Annotated in this window: 18 protein-coding genes and 1 riboswitch; of the genes, 13 read left to right on the top strand and 5 right to left on the bottom strand. The window is 70.9% G+C overall.

Translation table 11 applies throughout. The annotated features are described in order from the left end of the window. Nucleotides 1–15 precede the first annotated feature (15 nt). The 3 genes from N8I84_RS06895 to N8I84_RS06885 form a co-directional block, all read right to left on the bottom strand. A complete protein-coding gene (locus tag N8I84_RS06895; protein ID WP_263228721.1) occupies nt 16–489 on the bottom strand; it encodes a C40 family peptidase in 474 nt (157 codons plus the stop codon). Between the two features lie 3 nt (nt 490–492). Next, nucleotides 493–675, bottom strand: a riboswitch (cyclic di-AMP (ydaO/yuaA leader). A gap of 328 nt (nt 676–1003) precedes the next feature. Then, nucleotides 1004–1309 (bottom strand): hypothetical protein, encoded by a 306-nt coding sequence (locus N8I84_RS06890; protein ID WP_263228720.1) that lies wholly within the window; start codon nt 1307–1309, stop codon nt 1004–1006. A 7-nt stretch (nt 1310–1316) separates the two neighbouring features. Further along, complete coding sequence (locus tag N8I84_RS06885; protein ID WP_200422096.1) at nt 1317–1952, bottom strand: ATP-dependent Clp protease proteolytic subunit; 636 nt, start codon at nt 1950–1952, stop codon at nt 1317–1319. A gap of 166 nt (nt 1953–2118) precedes the next feature. Between N8I84_RS06885 and N8I84_RS06880 the strand changes: the two genes are divergently transcribed. From N8I84_RS06880 to N8I84_RS06845, 8 genes are all read left to right on the top strand, one after another. Further along, nucleotides 2119–2394 carry a type II toxin-antitoxin system Phd/YefM family antitoxin gene (locus N8I84_RS06880; RefSeq protein ID WP_263228719.1) on the top strand — a complete coding sequence of 92 codons (276 nt, stop codon included), beginning with the start codon at nt 2119–2121 and terminating at the stop codon, nt 2392–2394. A gap of 358 nt (nt 2395–2752) precedes the next feature. Continuing rightward, nucleotides 2753–3055, top strand: coding sequence for an urease subunit gamma (locus tag N8I84_RS06875; protein ID WP_103838990.1), 303 nt, complete (start codon nt 2753–2755; stop codon nt 3053–3055). Nucleotides 3056–3069: 14 nt separating this feature from the next. Beyond that, the gene (locus tag N8I84_RS06870; RefSeq protein WP_200422093.1) at nt 3070–3381 is read left to right on the top strand and encodes an urease subunit beta; all 312 of its coding nucleotides are present in this window, start codon (nt 3070–3072) and stop codon (nt 3379–3381) included. Beyond that, complete coding sequence (locus N8I84_RS06865) at nt 3374–5095, top strand: urease subunit alpha (RefSeq protein ID WP_263228718.1); 1722 nt, start codon at nt 3374–3376, stop codon at nt 5093–5095. Before N8I84_RS06870 ends, N8I84_RS06865 begins: the two co-directional genes overlap by 8 nt. Then, nucleotides 5095–5769, top strand: coding sequence for an urease accessory protein UreF (locus tag N8I84_RS06860; protein ID WP_263228717.1), 675 nt, complete (start codon nt 5095–5097; stop codon nt 5767–5769). The genes N8I84_RS06865 and N8I84_RS06860 overlap by 1 nt, the downstream gene beginning before the upstream one ends. Nucleotides 5770–5955: 186 nt before the next feature. After that, on the top strand, nt 5956–6633 hold the full coding sequence (gene ureG / locus N8I84_RS06855; protein WP_263228716.1) for an urease accessory protein UreG: 678 nt from the start codon (nt 5956–5958) through the stop codon (nt 6631–6633). Next, nucleotides 6578–7384 carry an urease accessory protein UreD gene (locus tag N8I84_RS06850; protein WP_390898862.1) on the top strand — a complete coding sequence of 269 codons (807 nt, stop codon included), beginning with the start codon at nt 6578–6580 and terminating at the stop codon, nt 7382–7384. Before ureG ends, N8I84_RS06850 begins: the two co-directional genes overlap by 56 nt. 139 nt (nt 7385–7523) lie before the next feature. Next, nucleotides 7524–9122 carry an alpha/beta hydrolase gene (locus N8I84_RS06845; RefSeq protein WP_263228715.1) on the top strand — a complete coding sequence of 533 codons (1599 nt, stop codon included), beginning with the start codon at nt 7524–7526 and terminating at the stop codon, nt 9120–9122. 76 nt (nt 9123–9198) lie between these two features. Here N8I84_RS06845 and N8I84_RS06840 read toward each other — a convergent pair whose 3' ends face one another. Further along, entirely contained in the window at nt 9199–9924 is a 726-nt protein-coding gene (locus N8I84_RS06840; RefSeq protein WP_263228714.1) for a lysophospholipid acyltransferase family protein, read from the bottom strand. Nucleotides 9925–10643: 719 nt separating this feature from the next. Here N8I84_RS06840 and N8I84_RS06835 point away from each other — a divergent pair. The 5 genes from N8I84_RS06835 to N8I84_RS06815 all read left to right on the top strand — a co-directional run bounded on the left by N8I84_RS06835 (nt 10644) and on the right by N8I84_RS06815 (nt 15428). Next, nucleotides 10644–11729 carry an S-(hydroxymethyl)mycothiol dehydrogenase gene (locus N8I84_RS06835; RefSeq protein WP_263228713.1) on the top strand — a complete coding sequence of 362 codons (1086 nt, stop codon included), beginning with the start codon at nt 10644–10646 and terminating at the stop codon, nt 11727–11729. Further along, nucleotides 11729–12358 (top strand): MBL fold metallo-hydrolase, encoded by a 630-nt coding sequence (locus N8I84_RS06830; RefSeq protein WP_263228712.1) that lies wholly within the window; start codon nt 11729–11731, stop codon nt 12356–12358. Before N8I84_RS06835 ends, N8I84_RS06830 begins: the two co-directional genes overlap by 1 nt. 245 nt (nt 12359–12603) lie before the next feature. Beyond that, complete coding sequence (locus N8I84_RS06825; protein ID WP_263228711.1) at nt 12604–12966, top strand: bifunctional 3-phenylpropionate/cinnamic acid dioxygenase ferredoxin subunit; 363 nt, start codon at nt 12604–12606, stop codon at nt 12964–12966. Then, complete coding sequence (locus N8I84_RS06820; RefSeq protein WP_263228710.1) at nt 12963–14165, top strand: NAD(P)/FAD-dependent oxidoreductase; 1203 nt, start codon at nt 12963–12965, stop codon at nt 14163–14165. The genes N8I84_RS06825 and N8I84_RS06820 overlap by 4 nt, the downstream gene beginning before the upstream one ends. A 129-nt stretch (nt 14166–14294) precedes the next feature. After that, nucleotides 14295–15428, top strand: a complete 1134-nt coding sequence (locus tag N8I84_RS06815; RefSeq protein ID WP_263228709.1) for an aromatic ring-hydroxylating oxygenase subunit alpha — start codon at nt 14295–14297, stop codon at nt 15426–15428. A gap of 48 nt (nt 15429–15476) precedes the next feature. Here N8I84_RS06815 and N8I84_RS06810 read toward each other — a convergent pair whose 3' ends face one another. After that, a complete protein-coding gene (locus tag N8I84_RS06810; protein WP_263228708.1) occupies nt 15477–16274 on the bottom strand; it encodes an IclR family transcriptional regulator in 798 nt (265 codons plus the stop codon). Nucleotides 16275–16312: the final 38 nt, after the last annotated feature.

Here is a 16312-nt window from a genome sequence, read left to right as displayed (position 1 = left end):
CCCCGCCGTACGGCCTCAGCGGACGCGGCCGTACCAGACGCTCTTCGTCCAGATCTTCTCCAGCCTGACGACCGCCCCGCTCTTCGGGGAGTGCCAGATCTTGCCCTTCCCGGCGTAGATGCCGACGTGGTAGACGTTCCGGCCCGAGTGGAAGAACACCAGGTCCCCGGCCTGCCGCTGGGAGGCGGAGATGTGCCGCGTCTTGTTGTACTGCGCCGCCGCCGTCCGGGGCAGGGTCTTGCCCGCCTTCTTGAACGAGTACAGCGTCAGCCCGGAGCAGTCGAAGCGTCGCGGTCCCGCGGCGCCGTACTGGTAGGGGGATCCCTTCTTGGACGCCGCGACCTGCAGTGCCTTCGTCGCCGGGGTCACGGCGGACGCGTCGGAGGCGATGCCGGGCACCGCGATGCTGCCGCCGACGGCGGCGATGGTGAGGGCGGAGGCCGTTCCGGCCCGGCCCAGCAGCGACGGGACTCGATTGAGCGCAGTCATGCGCAACCCTTCGTCAGCCGCCTGTGAAGGATGACCTGTCGGATTCGGGCTGGCGAAGTAGCCCGGCCGCTGACGCGGCTTCACCCCAAGGACCGCCCGGATCTCTCCGGTGGCCCGCCTTGCTGGGTCCTCCACTCCTGCCGATCCACTCCTGTCGACCGGTCATCCGGGCGGCGGCAGGACTCGGCGTCCGCCCGGACCGCCCCGCCGCGGTGGCGGGGGCTTGTCGTCAGGAAGGGATCTTCACCTAAAGGCGTCGGAAAATCACAACGGAATCGGGGGTTTGTGGCAATACTCACCACTCGCCCGTTCGGGTGGACAACCTTTTGTTCGAGGGGGGTTGGGAGGGCGGGCGAGGCCCGGACCTGCGCCGGAGCAGATTGTTCCGTCCTGGCGCCACGCACGTTGTGCGACTGCTCCGGGCCTCCCGGAGGACAGAGAACTACCCGGGCGGCGGTACCCCGTTCGGCCCGCACGGCCAACCGCCCGCCGTACGCGGAGCGCTTACTCTCCGTCAGCCCGGGTCCGGCGGCACCGTGACGCGGGCCGCGCGGCGCTCGCCGTCGAGGACGCGGAGGGCCCGGGCGAGGGTGGGCCCGTGCAGCTCGTTCTCGCCGCGCTGGTGCATCAGCGTCAGGGCCTCGCGCAGCGCCGTCGCCTTGGTCACCAGGGCCTGGGCGGCGCGCAGACCACGGTAGGTGTCCCCGGAGTGTGCCGGGTTGATACGGCCGAGCAGGTCGACCACGTCGAGATAACGGTCGATCAACTCCGCTTCGGCCCGGGTCAGTGCGGGCAGCGGGGGCAGTTCCGGTGGCAGCATCCGCGGCTCACCTCGCGCCGGGTGTGGTGCGCGAGGCCCTGCGGCTCGGGATGACGCGGTCGATCAGGCCGTACTCCACCGCCGCCGGCGCGTCGAAGATGGTGTCCCGCTCGATGTCGGCGGCGATCCGCTCCGGACTCTGCCCGGTGTGCCGGACGAGCATCTCCTCCAGGCGGCCGCGGATCCGCATCAGCTCGTCGGCCTGGATGAACAGGTCAGTGGCCTGCCCCTGAACGGGCTCCGGCAGGGACGGCTGGTGGATGACCATACGGGCGCCGGGCAGTGCGAACCGCTTGCCGGGTGTGCCGCCGGCGAGCAGGACGGCCGCGGCGGACGCCGCCTGTCCGAGGCAGATCGTCTCCACGTCGCAGCCGACGTACTGCATCGTGTCGTAGATGGCGGCCATCGCGCTGAAGGAGCCGCCGGGGGAGTTGATGTACAGCGAGATGTCCCGGTCGGGGTCCAGGTACTCCAGGTGCATGAACTGCGCCATCACGTCGTTGGCCGACGTGTCGTCGACCGGTGTTCCGAGGAACACGATCCGCTCCTCGAGAAGCTTCGCGTACGGATCCAGGGTCCGGTGGCCGTAGCCGGTGCGTTCGGTGAACTCGGGCAGGACATGGCGGGCGGACGGTCGGTTCATGACATGCGCCTCCTCGGGCTGGCTCCGTAAAAAATGTACAGGACGTACGTTCTCCTTGGTGGGGAGCATGCTGTCAGCGAAAACGGCTGCGCGTCGCACGGAGTCCGCCCAAGGCCTCGCTTCCATCCCGGGAGGCGGGTGGAGCCCTCGGTCTAAGCTGGACGTCATGGCCTACGAGATTCCGGTGACGCAAGCCAGGGCTGAGCTCGCCGATCTGATCAACCGCGTGGTGTACGGCGGCGAGCGCGTCGTCGTGACGCGGCACGGAAAGCCTCTCGTCGCCCTGGTCTCCGCCGCCGACCTCGAGCGGCTCGCCGAGCTGGACGCCGCGGAGGAGCAGGTGATCAGCTCGGTCTCCAGCGTCCGCGAGGCCGGCTCCGCCCCCCGCGAACGCCACCGCTTCGGCATCGCTGCGGAACACCGGCGGCCGGGCGCTTCCTGACGGGGGCCGGCGGCCGGACGCCCCACGGGGGCCGGCGGCCGGACGCCCCACGGGGGCCGGCGGCCGGGCGCCTCCTGGCGGCGGGCGAAGGCACCTGTAGCACGGTCAAGCGGCGATGGACGGCGTGTCGCCGGAGTCGAACCCGGGCTCGGCGAGCGCTGCCGCGGATCGGCGCTTCGACGAGCGGCCCACCGGACTCGCGCCCGTCGCCGCCCCCGGCTCAGTGGCCGCAGGTTCCCGGTTAACGTGCTCGAAACCCGGTGCAATTAGCCTGCCCCTCCACGCCACCAGGGACTTTGGCCCGTGGCTGCGGCAACCGGGCCCCGCACGGTCCGGAGCGAGGACTGTGAGGTGGGACGTGCAACTGACCCCGCACGAGCAAGAGAGGCTGCTGATCCATGTGGCGGCCGACGTCGCCGAGAAGCGCCGGGCCCGGGGGCTGAAGCTCAACCACCCCGAGGCGGTCGCGCTCATCACGTCGCACATCCTCGAGGGCGCACGGGACGGACGTACCGTCGCCGAGCTCATGGCCTCCGGGCGCAAGCTGCTCACCCGGGACGACGTCATGGAGGGCGTCCCCGAGATGATCCACGACGTCCAGGTCGAGGCGACCTTCCCGGACGGCACCAAGCTCGTCACCGTCCACGACCCGATCGTCTGACAGGGGGAGGCCGCATGATTCCCGGAGAGATCCTGTTCGACGACGGACCGATCGTCTACAACGAGGGCCGCGAGGTCACCCGGCTCACCGTCCTCAACGCCGCCGACCGGCCCGTCCAGGTCGGCTCCCACTACCACTTCGCCGAGGCAAACCCCGGTCTGGACTTCGACCGGGCAGCCGCGCGCGGCAAGCGGCTGAACATCGCCGCCGGGACCGCCGTGCGCTTCGAGCCCGGCATCCCCGTGGACGTCGAACTCGTCCCGCTCGCCGGAGCCCGTGTCGTGCCCGGACTGCGCGGGGAGACCGGAGGTGCCCTCGATGCCTGAGATCTCGCGCGCCGCGTACGCCGACCTGTTCGGCCCGACCACCGGGGACCGCATCCGGCTCGCCGACACCGACCTCCTGATCGAGATCGAGGAGGATCGTTCCGGCGGTCCAGGGCTCGCCGGTGACGAGGCCGTGTTCGGCGGTGGCAAGGTCATCCGGGAATCCATGGGCCAGTCCCGCGCCACCCGCGCGGACGGCACTCCCGACACCGTCATCACCGGCGTCGTCATCATCGACCACTGGGGCATCGTCAAGGCGGACGTCGGCATCCGCGACGGCCGCATCACGGCCATCGGCAAGGCCGGCAACCCGGACACCATGGACGGGGTCCACCCCGACCTGGTGCTCGGCCCGGAGACGGAGATCATCGCCGGCAACGGCCGCATCCTCACCGCCGGCGCCATCGACGCGCACGTCCACTTCATCTGCCCCCAGATCGCCGACGAGGCCCTCGCCGCCGGTATCACCACGCTGGTCGGCGGCGGCACGGGACCCGCGGAGGGCTCCAAGGCGACCACCGTGACGCCCGGCCCCTGGCACCTCGCCCGGATGCTGGAGGCGATGGAGGGCCACCCGCTCAACATCGGCCTCCTCGGCAAGGGCAACACCGTCTCGCACGACGCGATGCTCTCCCAGATCCGCGGCGGCGCCCTCGGCCTGAAACTGCACGAGGACTGGGGCTCCACGCCCGCCGTCATCGACGCCGCCCTGACCGTCGCGGACCGCACCGGCATCCAGGTCGCCATCCACACGGACACGCTCAACGAGGCCGGGTTCGTCGGTGACACCCTCGCCGCGATCAACGGCCGCGGCATTCACGCCTACCACACCGAAGGCGCGGGCGGCGGGCACGCTCCGGACATCATGACCGTGGTGTCGGAGCCACACGTGCTGCCCAGCTCCACCAACCCCACCCGGCCGTTCACCGTCAACACCGCCGAGGAACACCTCGACATGCTGATGGTCTGCCACCACCTGAACCCCGCCGTCCCGGAGGACCTGGCCTTCGCGGAGTCACGGATCCGGCCGTCCACGATCGGGGCGGAGGACATCCTCCACGACCTGGGCGCCATCTCGATCATCTCGTCCGACTCCCAGGCCATGGGGCGCGTCGGCGAGGTCGTCCTGCGGACCTGGCAGACCGCCCATGTGATGAAGCGGCGGCGGGGCGCGCTGCCGGGCGACGGCCGCGCGGACAACCACCGGGTACGTCGCTATGTCGCCAAGTACACGATCAACCCGGCTCTCGCCCAGGGCCTCGCCCGCGAGATCGGTTCCGTCGAGACCGGCAAGCTCGCCGACCTCGTGCTGTGGGAGCCCGCGTTCTTCGGCGTCAAGCCACAGCTCGTGATCAAGGGCGGGCAGATCGCGTATGCCCAGATGGGCGACGCCAACGCGTCCATCCCGACCCCGCAGCCGATCCTGCCGCGCCCGATGTACGGGGCGATCGGGCGCGCGCCCGCGTCCAACTCGTTCAACTTCGTGGCGCCGCTCGCCATCGAGGACGGACTGCCGGAGCGGCTGGCACTGGGGAAGAGGTTCGTGGCCATCGAGTCGACGCGCGGCGTCACCAAGGCGGACATGCGCGAGAACGACGCGCGGCCGCGGGTCGAGGTCGACCCGGACAGCTTCGCCGTCCACATCGACGGCGAGCTGGTCGAGGCGACGCCCGCCGCCGAACTGCCCATGGCCCAGCGCTACTTCCTCTTCTGATGTCCCGGGCAGCGCTTCTCGTCCTGGCCGACGGCCGCTTCCCCGCCGGAGGGCACGCCCACTCCGGCGGGGCCGAGGCGGCCGTCCGCGCGGGACGGATCACCGGGGCCGCGAGCCTGGAGGACTTCTGCCGCGGGCGGCTGCACACGGCCGGGCTGGTGGCCGCTTCGCTGGCCGCGGCGGCCGCGCTCGGTGTCGACCCGGCCGCGCTGGACGCCGCGGCGGACGCCCGTACGCCGTCGGCCGCGCTGCGTGTCGCCGCGCGCAGACTGGGGCGGCAGCTGATGCGGGCCGCTCGGGCCGCGTGGCCTTCCGGGGAACTGGACGCGGTGGCGCGGGAGTTTCCCAAGGGGGCGCATCAGCCGGTCGTGCTGGGTGTCGCGGCTCGTGCGGCGGGGTTGGGGGCAGAGGACGCCGCGTACTGCTCCGCGTACGAGAGTGTGAGCGGGCCCGCCACGGCCGTGGTGCGGTTGCTGAGCCTGGATCCGTTCGACGCCACGGCGGTGCTCGCTCGGTTGGCGCCGGAGCTGGATCTCGTGGCGGGCCAGGCGAGCGGTGCCGCACGTCGCGTCGTCGACGAAGGGGTCGATGCGTTGCCTGCCGCGTCCGCGCCGCTGCTGGAGATCGGTGCCGAGGCGCATGCCGCTTGGCCTGTACGTCTGTTCGCGTCCTAGGAGGTTCGTCGCCCCCGCCGCCCTTGCCCGTTCCCACCCCCAGGGGCGCCGCCCCTCCGACCCCGCCAGGGGGCTCCGCCCCTTGACCCCCACCGGCCTGAACGGCCTCGTCCTCGAACGCCGGCTGATGGATGCTCCGCCCGGCTGAAAAGGGCACCGCGTATTGAGACATGTGGAGCCGCTTCCATGCACCTTGACCACACCCACCCCGGCCCCTCCGCCCTCAGCGCCGACGCGCACCGCCCCGACGGATCCCGCCGTGCCCTGCGTGTCGGGCTCGGCGGGCCCGTCGGGTCGGGGAAGACCGCCACCGTCGCCGCGCTCTGCCGGGCCCTGCGGGACGAGTTGTCGCTCGCCGTCGTGACCAACGACATCTATACCCGGGAGGACGCCGAGTTCCTGCTGCGGGAGGCCGTGCTGCCGCCCGAGCGGATCACCGCCGTCGAGACCGGCGCCTGTCCGCACACCGCCATCCGGGACGACATCTCCGCCAACCTCGAAGCCGTCGAGGACCTGGAGGACGCCGTCGGGCCGCTCGACCTCGTCCTCGTCGAGTCCGGCGGCGACAACCTCACCGCCACCTTCTCCAAGGGCCTCGTCGACGCGCAGATCTTCGTCATCGACGTCGCCGGCGGGGACGACATCCCGCGCAAGGGCGGTCCCGGTGTCACCACCGCCGATCTGCTCGTCGTCAACAAGACCGACCTGGCGCCGTACGTCGGTTCCGACCTCGCCCGGATGGCCGCCGACGCCAAGGCACAGCGGGGCGAGCTGCCCGTCGTCCTCCAGTCGTTGCGCAGTGAGGCCGGTGTCGGCGCCGTCGCCGACTGGGTGCGGCAGCGGCTCGTCGCATGGGCGGCGTGACCTGGGGGTACGGGCCACCGCGCGGATCGTGGCCCGGGACGACGGCCGGGGCGGTACGGCCCTGCCGGTGCTGGCCGGCGAGGGGCCACTCGCGCTGCGCCGGACGCGGGCGCGGGGCGATGAGGCGCGCGTGATGCTCGTCGGCGCGATGAGCGGGCCGCTCGGCGGGGACCACCTCACCGTCGAGGCCGAGGTGGGAGGCGGCGCCCTGCTGCACGTCGGATCGGCCGCCGCGACCATCGCGCTGCCCGGTCAGGCGAAGGGCGAGGCCCGCTACGACGTCCGGCTCGACGTGGCGGAAGGCGGTGAACTGCGCTGGCTGCCCGAACAGTTGATTTCGGCCAACGGAAGCGAGCTGTACGTCACCACGCGGATCGACCTCGCGCCGGGCGCCCGTCTCGTCTTCCGGGAGGAGCAGGTCCTCGGGCGCGCCGGTGAGGAGCCAGGGCGGCTGACCAGCCGTCTCACCGTACGGCTCGACGGACGGCCGCTGCTCGACCAGGAGGTGGCCTGCGGGCCGGGCGCCCCCGGCGGCTGGGACGGGCCCGCCGTGCTGGCGGGACATCGGGCGCTCGGGCAGCTGGTCCTCGTACGGCCCGAGTTCGAGCGAACGCCGGCGACGGCACGGCCGCTCGGGGAGTGTGCCGCGCTCACCCCGCTGGCTGGGCCGGGTGTGCTCGTCACCGCGGTCGCCCCCGACGCGCTGCGGCTGCGGCGGACGCTGGACGAGGCGTTGGGCGCACTTGGCTGAAACCCGACTCTCCGCTCAACGGACAGCGCTGTACCGGTTATCGGATTGGTAAAGAAAGTCAAATACCCCCTGTTCTCAGGGAGCGCACAGCCGAAAGGATCCCCCGTACCCATCGCAACGATGTACGGGGAGGTCCCACTTGAGGGGAATCAGACCGACGAGGCGAGCGGCCGCGCTCGGCTCAGCGGGGGCGCTCGTCACGGCGACGCTGATAGCCGGCGCCGTGGCGGCACCGTCGGCCACCGCCGACTCGCGCCACGGCCAGGACCGGGAGGCCCGGGGCGCCGCGATCGCCGCCGCACGGGCCGCCAAGGACGGGATCGACTGGCAGGACTGCCCGGCCGACTGGGGGCTGGAGAAGCCCATCCAGTGCGGCTGGGTGATCGTCCCGCTCGACTACGCCCACCCGGACGGCAAGCAGATCAAGCTCGCCGTCGACCGCATCGGGAACACGGGCACCAAGCAGGAGCGCCAGGGCGCCCTCGTCTACAACCCGGGCGGACCCGGCGGTTCCGGGCTGCGCTTCCCGCGCCGGGTCACCACCAAGAACCCCGTCTGGGCCAACGTGGCGAAGGCGTACGACTTCGTCGGCTTCGACCCGCGCGGCGTCGGCCACTCCGCGCCCATCTCCTGCGAGGACCCGCAGGAGTTCGTGAAGGCGCCCAAGGCGGACCCGGTTCCCGACTCCGAGGCGGACAAGCTCGCTCAGCGCAAGCTGGCGCGGGAGTACGCGGAGGGCTGCCTGGAGCGCACCGGCCGCGCGATGCTCCAGCAGATGACCACGCCCAACACCGCGCGCGACCTGGACGTCATCCGTGCCGCGCTGGGCGAGAAGAAGCTCAACTACCTGGGCGTGTCGTACGGCACCTACCTGGGCGCCGTCTACGGCACGCTCTTCCCGGGCCACCTCCGTCGCATGATCGTCGACAGCGTGGTCAACCCGTCGCGCGAGAAGATCTGGTACCAGGCCAACCTCGACCAGGACGTCGCCTTCGAGGGCCGCTGGAAGGACTGGGAGGACTGGGTCGCCGCGAACGACGCCTCCTTCCACCTGGGCACGACCCGCGCGGCGGTGCAGGAGAAGTGGCTGAAGCTGCGCGCCACGGCGAAGGAGAGCCCGATCGGCGGTGTCGTGGGCCCGGCCGAGCTGATCTCGTTCTTCCAGAGCGCCCCGTACTACGACTCCTCGTGGGTGCCGGTCGCCACCGTCTTCAGCAAGTACGTCGCCGGAGACACCAAGGCGCTCGTCGACGCGGCGGCGCCGGACCTGTCGGACACGGCGGGCAACATCGCCTCCGAGAACGGCAACGCCGTCTACACGGCCGTCGAGTGCACCGACGCCAAGTGGCCGAAGAGCTGGCGGAAGTGGGACCGGGACAACACCCGGCTCAACAAGGACTACCCGTTCATGACCTGGGCCAACGCATGGATGAACCTGCCGTGCGCCACCTGGCCCGTCAAGCAGCAGAACCCGGTCGACGTGGGGACCGGCAAGGGCCTGCCGACCGTCCTGATCGTGCAGTCCACGCGTGACGCCGCGACGCCCTTCGACGGCGCGGTCGAGCTCCACAAGCGCTTCAAGGGCTCCCGCCTGATCATCGAGAAGGACGCGGGCTCGCACGGAGTGACCGGTCTCGTCAACCCGTGCATCAACAACCGGGTCGACACCTACCTGCTCACCGGCAGGACGGACGGCGCCGACGTGACGTGCGCCCCGCACGCCACGCCGAAGCCGTAGTACGCGGCCCTCGCCACACGCACGCGCGAAGGGGCGGCCGATCCCGGCCGCCCCTTCGTCGTCCGCCGACGCGCCCTCAACTCAGCGGCAGCCGGGGAAGCTTGCGGGCCCTCTCAGCGTTCTTCGTCGCCTCCTCCGCCTTGGCGACCGCCGCGTACTGGTCGACGTACTCCTGCTCGGACAGGGAGAGGATGGCGTACATGATCTCGTCGGTGATGGCTCGCAGGACGGCCTTCTCGTTCTCCATGCCGGCGTAGCGGGAGAAGTCCAGGGGCTTGCCGAAGCGGATCACCACGGGGTGGATGCTCGGGATGACCTGGCCCGGGGGCTGTGCCTCGAAGGTGCCGATCATCGCGCAGGGGACGACAGGCACCTTCGCCCTGAGGGCCATCACCGCGACGCCCACCTTGCCCTTGTAGAGGCGGCCGTCGTGGGAGCGGGTGCCCTCCGGGTAGATGCCCAGCAGCTCGCCCTTGTCGAGGACGCCGAGGCCCTCGCGGATCGCGGCCTGCCCGGCCTCCTTGCCGGAGCGGTCCACCGGGATCTGACCGGCGCTGCGGAAGAACGCGGCGGTGAGTCGGCCCTTGATGCCGGGGCCGGTGAAGTACTCGGCCTTGGCGAGGAAGGTGATGCGCCGTTTGAGGATGGCGGGCATCAGGAAGTGGTCGGAGAAGGAGAGATGGTTGCCGGCGATGATGGCCGGCCCCTCAGCCGGAACGTGTTCGAGGCCCTCGATTCGCGGCCGGAAGACCAGTCTCAGCAGCGGTCCGAGAAAGACGTATTTGAGCAGGTAATAGAACACGGCTGGCCCCTCACTCTGCCAGGTCGGCTGCAAACCGGCGCTTTTCCCAGGTCGAGGCCAGCATCCCGAGGGTTGGCCCAGGTGCGACTGTAGTCATCTGTAACCGCCTTTGGCCGGACTCATGCCGCCCCTTTGCCGACTTTGCTGACACGTGGTCAGTTCCGTGATGCCGACGTGCGTCATGCGGGCATGGGCGCACAGTCGCACCTGGCTGGTTCCGCTGCTGGATCGTCCGGCATCAGCTTCTCACGGCCGTCCTCGTCCGAGTCGTCTCATGTTCGAACAACGCCGTTCGCCGTACGCGCACCGCCCTCGCCGACGGCCTCCCGCCCGCGCCCGCCGCCGGCCGTCGGCCGCCCCCGCTGGGTCGCGCGAGACCGTCGTGCCGAAGTTCGTGCGGACCCGGGCTCACCGCTTGCTGTCACCAGTCGCGAGCAGGTCGGTGACCTTCGAACGGCGCCGCAGGCAGGGGTATGCCCGCCGCTCCGCGCAGCGCAGTGCGTCACCCCTGTCGGCGCGATGCGGTCCGCGCGTGCGAGTGCGTCACCCCTGTCGGCGCGATGCGGTCCGCGCGTGCCCGGACCGACGTCCACAGCCTCCGTCGGATTGCATGACGGATCCTTGACCGCTGCTGCGCTCTCCACGATGCTGTGTTGCGAAATACGAGATGCGTGTCGTAATAGGCAACGTCTCGATCTTCTGTCAGTCGAGGAGTGGCCATGGCTCACCAGGTCCGTGCTGTCGTCGCCCGGGGCAAGGGCGCCCCCGTCAGCCTGGAAACGATCGTCGTGCCCGACCCCGGTCCGGGCGAGGCGCTGGTCAAGATAGAGGCCTGCGGCGTCTGCCACACGGATCTGCACTACCGCGAGGGCGGCATCAGTGCCGACTTCCCCTTCCTGCTGGGGCATGAGGCCGCGGGCGTGGTGGAAGCGGTGGGCGAGGGCGTCACGGACGTGGCGCCCGGTGACTTCGTCATCCTCAACTGGCGTGCGGTGTGCGGCCAGTGCCGCGCCTGTCTGCGCGGCCGGCCGTGGTACTGCTTCAACACGCACAACGCGAAGCAGAAGATGACCCTGACCGACGGCACGGAGCTGTCGCCCGCGCTGGGCATCGGTGCCTTTGCCGAGAAGACGCTGGTGGCGGCCGGGCAGTGCACCAAGGTGGACCCGGCGGCGTCGGCCGCCGCCGCCGGACTGCTGGGGTGCGGAGTGATGGCGGGCATCGGCGCGGCGATCAACACCGGGAACGTGGGACGCGGTGACAGCGTGGCCGTGATCGGCTGCGGCGGTGTCGGGGACGCGGCGGTCGTCGGATCGAACCTGGCGGGTGCGGCGAAGATCATCGCGGTGGACATCGACGACCGCAAGCTGGCCACCGCCAAGAAGCTGGGCGCGACCCACACGGTCAACTCGAGCCAGACCGATCCGGTGGCGGCGATCCGGGACCTGACCGGCGGGTTCGGCGCCGATGTCGTCATCGAGGCGGTGGGCCGTCCGGAGACCTACCGGCAGGCCTTCTACGCCCGCGATCTGGCCGGCACGGTCGTCCTTGTCGGCGTACCGACCCCGGAGATGCAGCTGGAGCTGCCGCTGCTGGACGTCTTCGGCCGGGGAGGTGCACTGAAGTCGTCCTGGTACGGCGACTGCCTGCCCTCCCGTGACTTCCCCATGCTCATCGACCTGTATCTGCAGGGTCGCCTGGACCTGGACGCCTTCGTCACCGAGACCATCGCACTGGACGAGGTCGAGAAGGCCTTCGAGCGCATGCACCACGGGGACGTGCTGCGCTCGGTGGTGGTGCTGTGATGGGCGCGCGCATCGAGCGGCTCGTCACCTCCGGGCAGTTCACACTCGACGGCGGCACCTGGGACGTCGACAACAACGTGTGGATCGTCGGCGACGACCAGGAGGTGATCGTCATCGACGCCGCTCACGACGCCGACGCCATCGCCGCCGCCGTCGGCGACCGGCGCCTGACGGCGATCGTGTGCACCCACGCCCACAACGACCACATCGACGCAGCCCCCGCCCTCGCCGACCGCGCCGGTGCGCCGGTCCTCCTGCACCCCGACGATCTGCCGCTGTGGAAACAGACCCATCCGGACCGGGCACCCGACGCGGAACTGACCGACCGGCAGACCCTGGCGGTCGCGGGTGCCGAGCTGACCGTGCTCCACACGCCCGGCCACGCCCCGGGCGCCGTCTGCCTGTACACCCCGGCTCTCGGCGCCCTCTTCAGCGGCGACACGCTCTTCGCCGGCGGTCCGGGGGCGACGGGGCGGTCGTACAGCGACTTCCCCACCATCATCGACTCGATCGGACGACGCCTCCTCGCGCTGCCCGGCGACACCGTCGTGCACACCGGTCACGGGGAGACGACCACCATCGGCGCCGAAGCGCCGCACCTTCAGGAGTGGATCGACCGCGGCTTCTGACCGCCGCCCCACGGCCTCGCCCCGGTGACGTCCGACGACGTCGCCGGCGGCGAGGCCGTCGCTGCCCTGCGCCACGCCTGTCGCGCCTGCTCACCTCCGCTTTCGGGGCCGCTTCGGCGTGCGCGGAGAACCGCCCGCGAACCCGGCTCGATGCGGGCCTTGGACGCCTTGACAACGGTTCAGGGCGGCCCGCAGACTGACGTTGCGCTAATCGCAATCCGTTTCGCTATACGCACCGAGGTGTCATGATGATTCCCGCGTGCCGTCTCGCGGATCTGCCGCGAGGCGAGGCCCACCGGCTCGACATCGACCCGCCGGTCTCGGTGTTCCACACCGATGACGGCGAGCTCTTCGCCATCGACGACACCTGCACCCACCAGGACGCCTCGCTCGCCGACGGCTGGCTGGAGGGCTGCGAGGTGGAATGCCCGCTGCACGCCTCCAAGTTCGACCTGAGGACCGGAGCGGTGGACGCCCCGCCGGCCAAGCTGCCGGTGCGGACCCACGAGGTCCTGGTCGAGGACGGCATGATCTACGTCCGGCTGTCGACCGAGGCCCCCAACCTGCCGCCCTGCATCGCCTCCCGCCTGGCCGGAGGCCCCGCGTGAGGACCGTCGCCGTGGTGGGCGCCTCGCTGGCCGGTCTGTCGGCCGCGCGCTCGCTGCGGAAACGGGGGTACGACGGTCGGCTGGTCGTCATCGGCGACGAGCCCCACCGCCCGTACGACAGGCCGCCGCTGTCCAAGGAGTTCCTCGCCGGCACCCTCGGCGAAGCGGATCTCGCGCTGGAGAGGGACGACGAGGACCTGCAGGCGGAATGGGTGCTCGGCACCCGCGCCACCGGGCTCGACCGCACCGAGCGGGCGATCCGGCTCGCCGACGGCCGGGAGATGCGTGCCGACGGTGTGGTCATCGCGACCGGTGCGGCCGCGCGCACGCTGCCCGGCACCGAGGGCCTCGCCGGCGTCCACGTGCTCCGTACCCTGGACGACGCCCGCGCCCTGCGCGACGACCTGGCCCGCGGCGGACGGCTGGTGGTGATCGGCGGCGGATTCATCGGCGCCGAGGTCGCCTCCACCGCCTACGCCCTCGGCCTCGACGTCACGGTCGTCGAGGCCGCGCCGACGCCGCTGGCGGGACCGCTCGGCGAGGTCATGGGCGGCATCGTCTCCGCCCTCCACACCGACCACGGCGTACGGCTCCTGTGCGGGGTGGGGGTCAAAGGGCTGAGCGGGGGCGAGCGGAGCGAGACGGGGGTCCCTCCGGACGGAGTCCGGGGGAGGGTGGACGCCGTGCTGCTCGAGGACGGCCGCAGCATCCCCGCCGACACCGTCGTCGTGGGTGTGGGCGCGCGTCCTTGCGTCGAGTGGCTCGAGGGCTCCGGCGTCGCGCTCGACAACGGCGTGAAGTGCGGGGCCGACGGCCGCACCAGCCTCGCCGGAGTCGTCGCCGTCGGCGACTGCGCCAACTGGTACGACCCGCACGCCGGAATCCACCGGCGAGTGGAGCACTGGACGGGCGCACTGGAGCGGCCCGACGCGGCGGTGGCCACGCTGCTCGCGTACGGCGCGACGCAGCCGGGCGTGCCGCGGCCGCCGTACTTCTGGTCCGACCAGTACGGCGTGAAGATCCAGTTCGTCGGCCATGCCGCCGGTGCCGACAGTGTGACGGTCGAGGAAGGCGCCCCCGACGAGCGGAGTTTCCTGGCCGTCTACCGCAGGGCCGGTACGCCGGTCGCCGTGCTCGGGATGAACCAGCCGAGGCTGTTCACCCGTTGGCGCAAGCAGTTCACCGCGGCCAGGCCTTGACACCGCTGATGCGGCCTCTCATGCTGCGTTGCATATGACACGCAGCGTTGCTTCATACACAACGCCGTCCGAAGTCGCTCTTCCCGGCGCGTGCCCGACCCTTCCACGACGTTTCCCGAGGAGTGCAGCGTGACCTCGACAAGCCTGCCGGACAGCCTGATCGCCACCCTCCCCGGCTCCTCCTACACGGACCCCGGCATCTTCGCCCAGGAACAGGAGCGCATCTTCGAGACGATGTGGTTCTGCGTCGCCCGGGCGTCCGAGCTGCCCAAGCCCGGCGCCTTCCGCACCGTCGACGTGGGCCGCGAGAGCATCCTCGTCACCCGGGCCCGGGACAACTCCATACGCGCCTACTTCAACGTCTGCCGGCACCGCGGCGCCAAGCTCTGCACGGAGGAGACCGGCGAGGTCAAGCGCGCCTTCCAGTGCCCGTACCACGCGTGGACCTACGACCTGAACGGCAAGCTCGTCGCGGCGCCCAACCTCACGAAGATGCCCGACGTCGGCCGCACCGAGTACGGCCTGGTGAGCGTGGCCGTCCGCGAATGGCTCGGCTACGTCTGGGTGTGCCTCGCGGAGAACCCGCCCTCCTTCGAGGAGGACGTCATCGGCGAGGTGATCACCCGCCTCGGCGACATCGCGTCGATCGAGCGCTACGACATCGACAACCTGGCGGTGGGCAAGCGGATCGTCTACGACGTCAAGGCGAACTGGAAGCTCATCATCGAGAACTTCATGGAGTGCTACCACTGCGCCACGATCCACCCCGAACTGACCGAGGTGCTCCCCGAGTTCGCGGACGGTTACGCGGCTCAGTACTACGTCGGGCACGGCGCCGAGTTCGGCGAGGAGATCCAGGGCTTCACGGTCGACGGCTCCGAGGGCCTGGACCGTATCCCCGGGGTCTCCGAGGAGCAGGACCGCCGCTACTACGCGATCACCGTCAAGCCGCAGGTCTTCATCAACCTGGTGCCCGACCATGTGATCTTCCACCGCATGTACCCGGTGGCGGTCGACCGCACGATCGTCGAGTGCGACTGGCTCTACCTGCCGGGCGTGGTGGAGAGCGGCAAGGACGTCAGCCGGTCCGTGGAGCTCTTCGATCGCGTCAACCGCCAGGACTTCGACGCCTGTGAGCGCACGCAGCCCGGTATGAGCTCCCGGCTGTACGCCAAGGGCGGCGTGCTCGTGCCGAGTGAGCACCACATCGGCGCCTTCCATGACTGGGTGCACGAGCGCCTCGGCACCCGGCAGCCGGAGTAGTCCCGGCGAGGCGGGGGGCCCGCGGCCGGCGCGCCCGCGCCGGCACGCTCAGCCGAGGTAACCCATGCGGTGGCTGATCTCCTCCGCGCCCTTGAGGAGCACCGGAGCGAGTTCTTGCATGCGCTCCTCGGTGAACCGGTACGAGGGCCCGGAGGCGCTGATCGACGCGATGACCTGGCCTTCGCGGTCGCGGATCGGCGCCGCCATCGCGTGCAGTCCGATCTCCAGCTCCTCCAACGTCCAGGCGTAGCCGCGCTCGCGGGCCTCCGCGAGGTGCTTCTCCAGCTTCGTCTTCGCGGTGATCGTGTGGGGGGTCACCTTCTTCAGTCCGGCCTCCGCCAGCAGTGCGGCGCGCTCCTTGGCGGGCAGGTGGGCCAGCAGGATCTTGCCGCTCGAGGTGGCGTGCAGCGGGGTCAGCTCCCCGACCCAGTTGTGCGCGGCGACGGCTGCGGGACCGCGCACCTGGTACAGGTTGATCGCGTAGTGCTCCTGCATGACGGCGATGTTGACCGTCTCGCCGATCTCCTCCGCGAGGCGCTCGCACACCGGACGGCCCTGCTGGGTGAGGTCGAGGCGCCCCGTGACCGCGCCCGCCAGGCGTACGATGCCGAAGCCGAGCCGATACTTGCCGCGCTCGCCCGACTGCTCCACCAGACCGCGCGCCTCGAGGGCGCCGAGCAGCCGGAACGCGGTGGACTTGTGGACATCGATCTCGGCGGCCACCTCGCTGACGCCCGCCTCGCCGCGTTGGGCCAGGATCTCGAGCACACTGATGGCGCGGTCGACGGACTGCACCCCGCCGGCCTGTGAACCGTTCGTTTCGGTATCCGGACTGAAGTTGCTCATGGTGAAACTATACGCGCAGTAAACAACGACCATGCAAG

Origin of the sequence: Streptomyces cynarae (genome assembly GCF_025642135.1) — a bacterium.
Classification (GTDB): domain Bacteria; phylum Actinomycetota; class Actinomycetes; order Streptomycetales; family Streptomycetaceae; genus Streptomyces; species Streptomyces cynarae.
The sequence above is the reverse complement of the archived record's forward strand: the minus strand, read 5'-3'. Positions and strand labels throughout refer to the sequence as shown.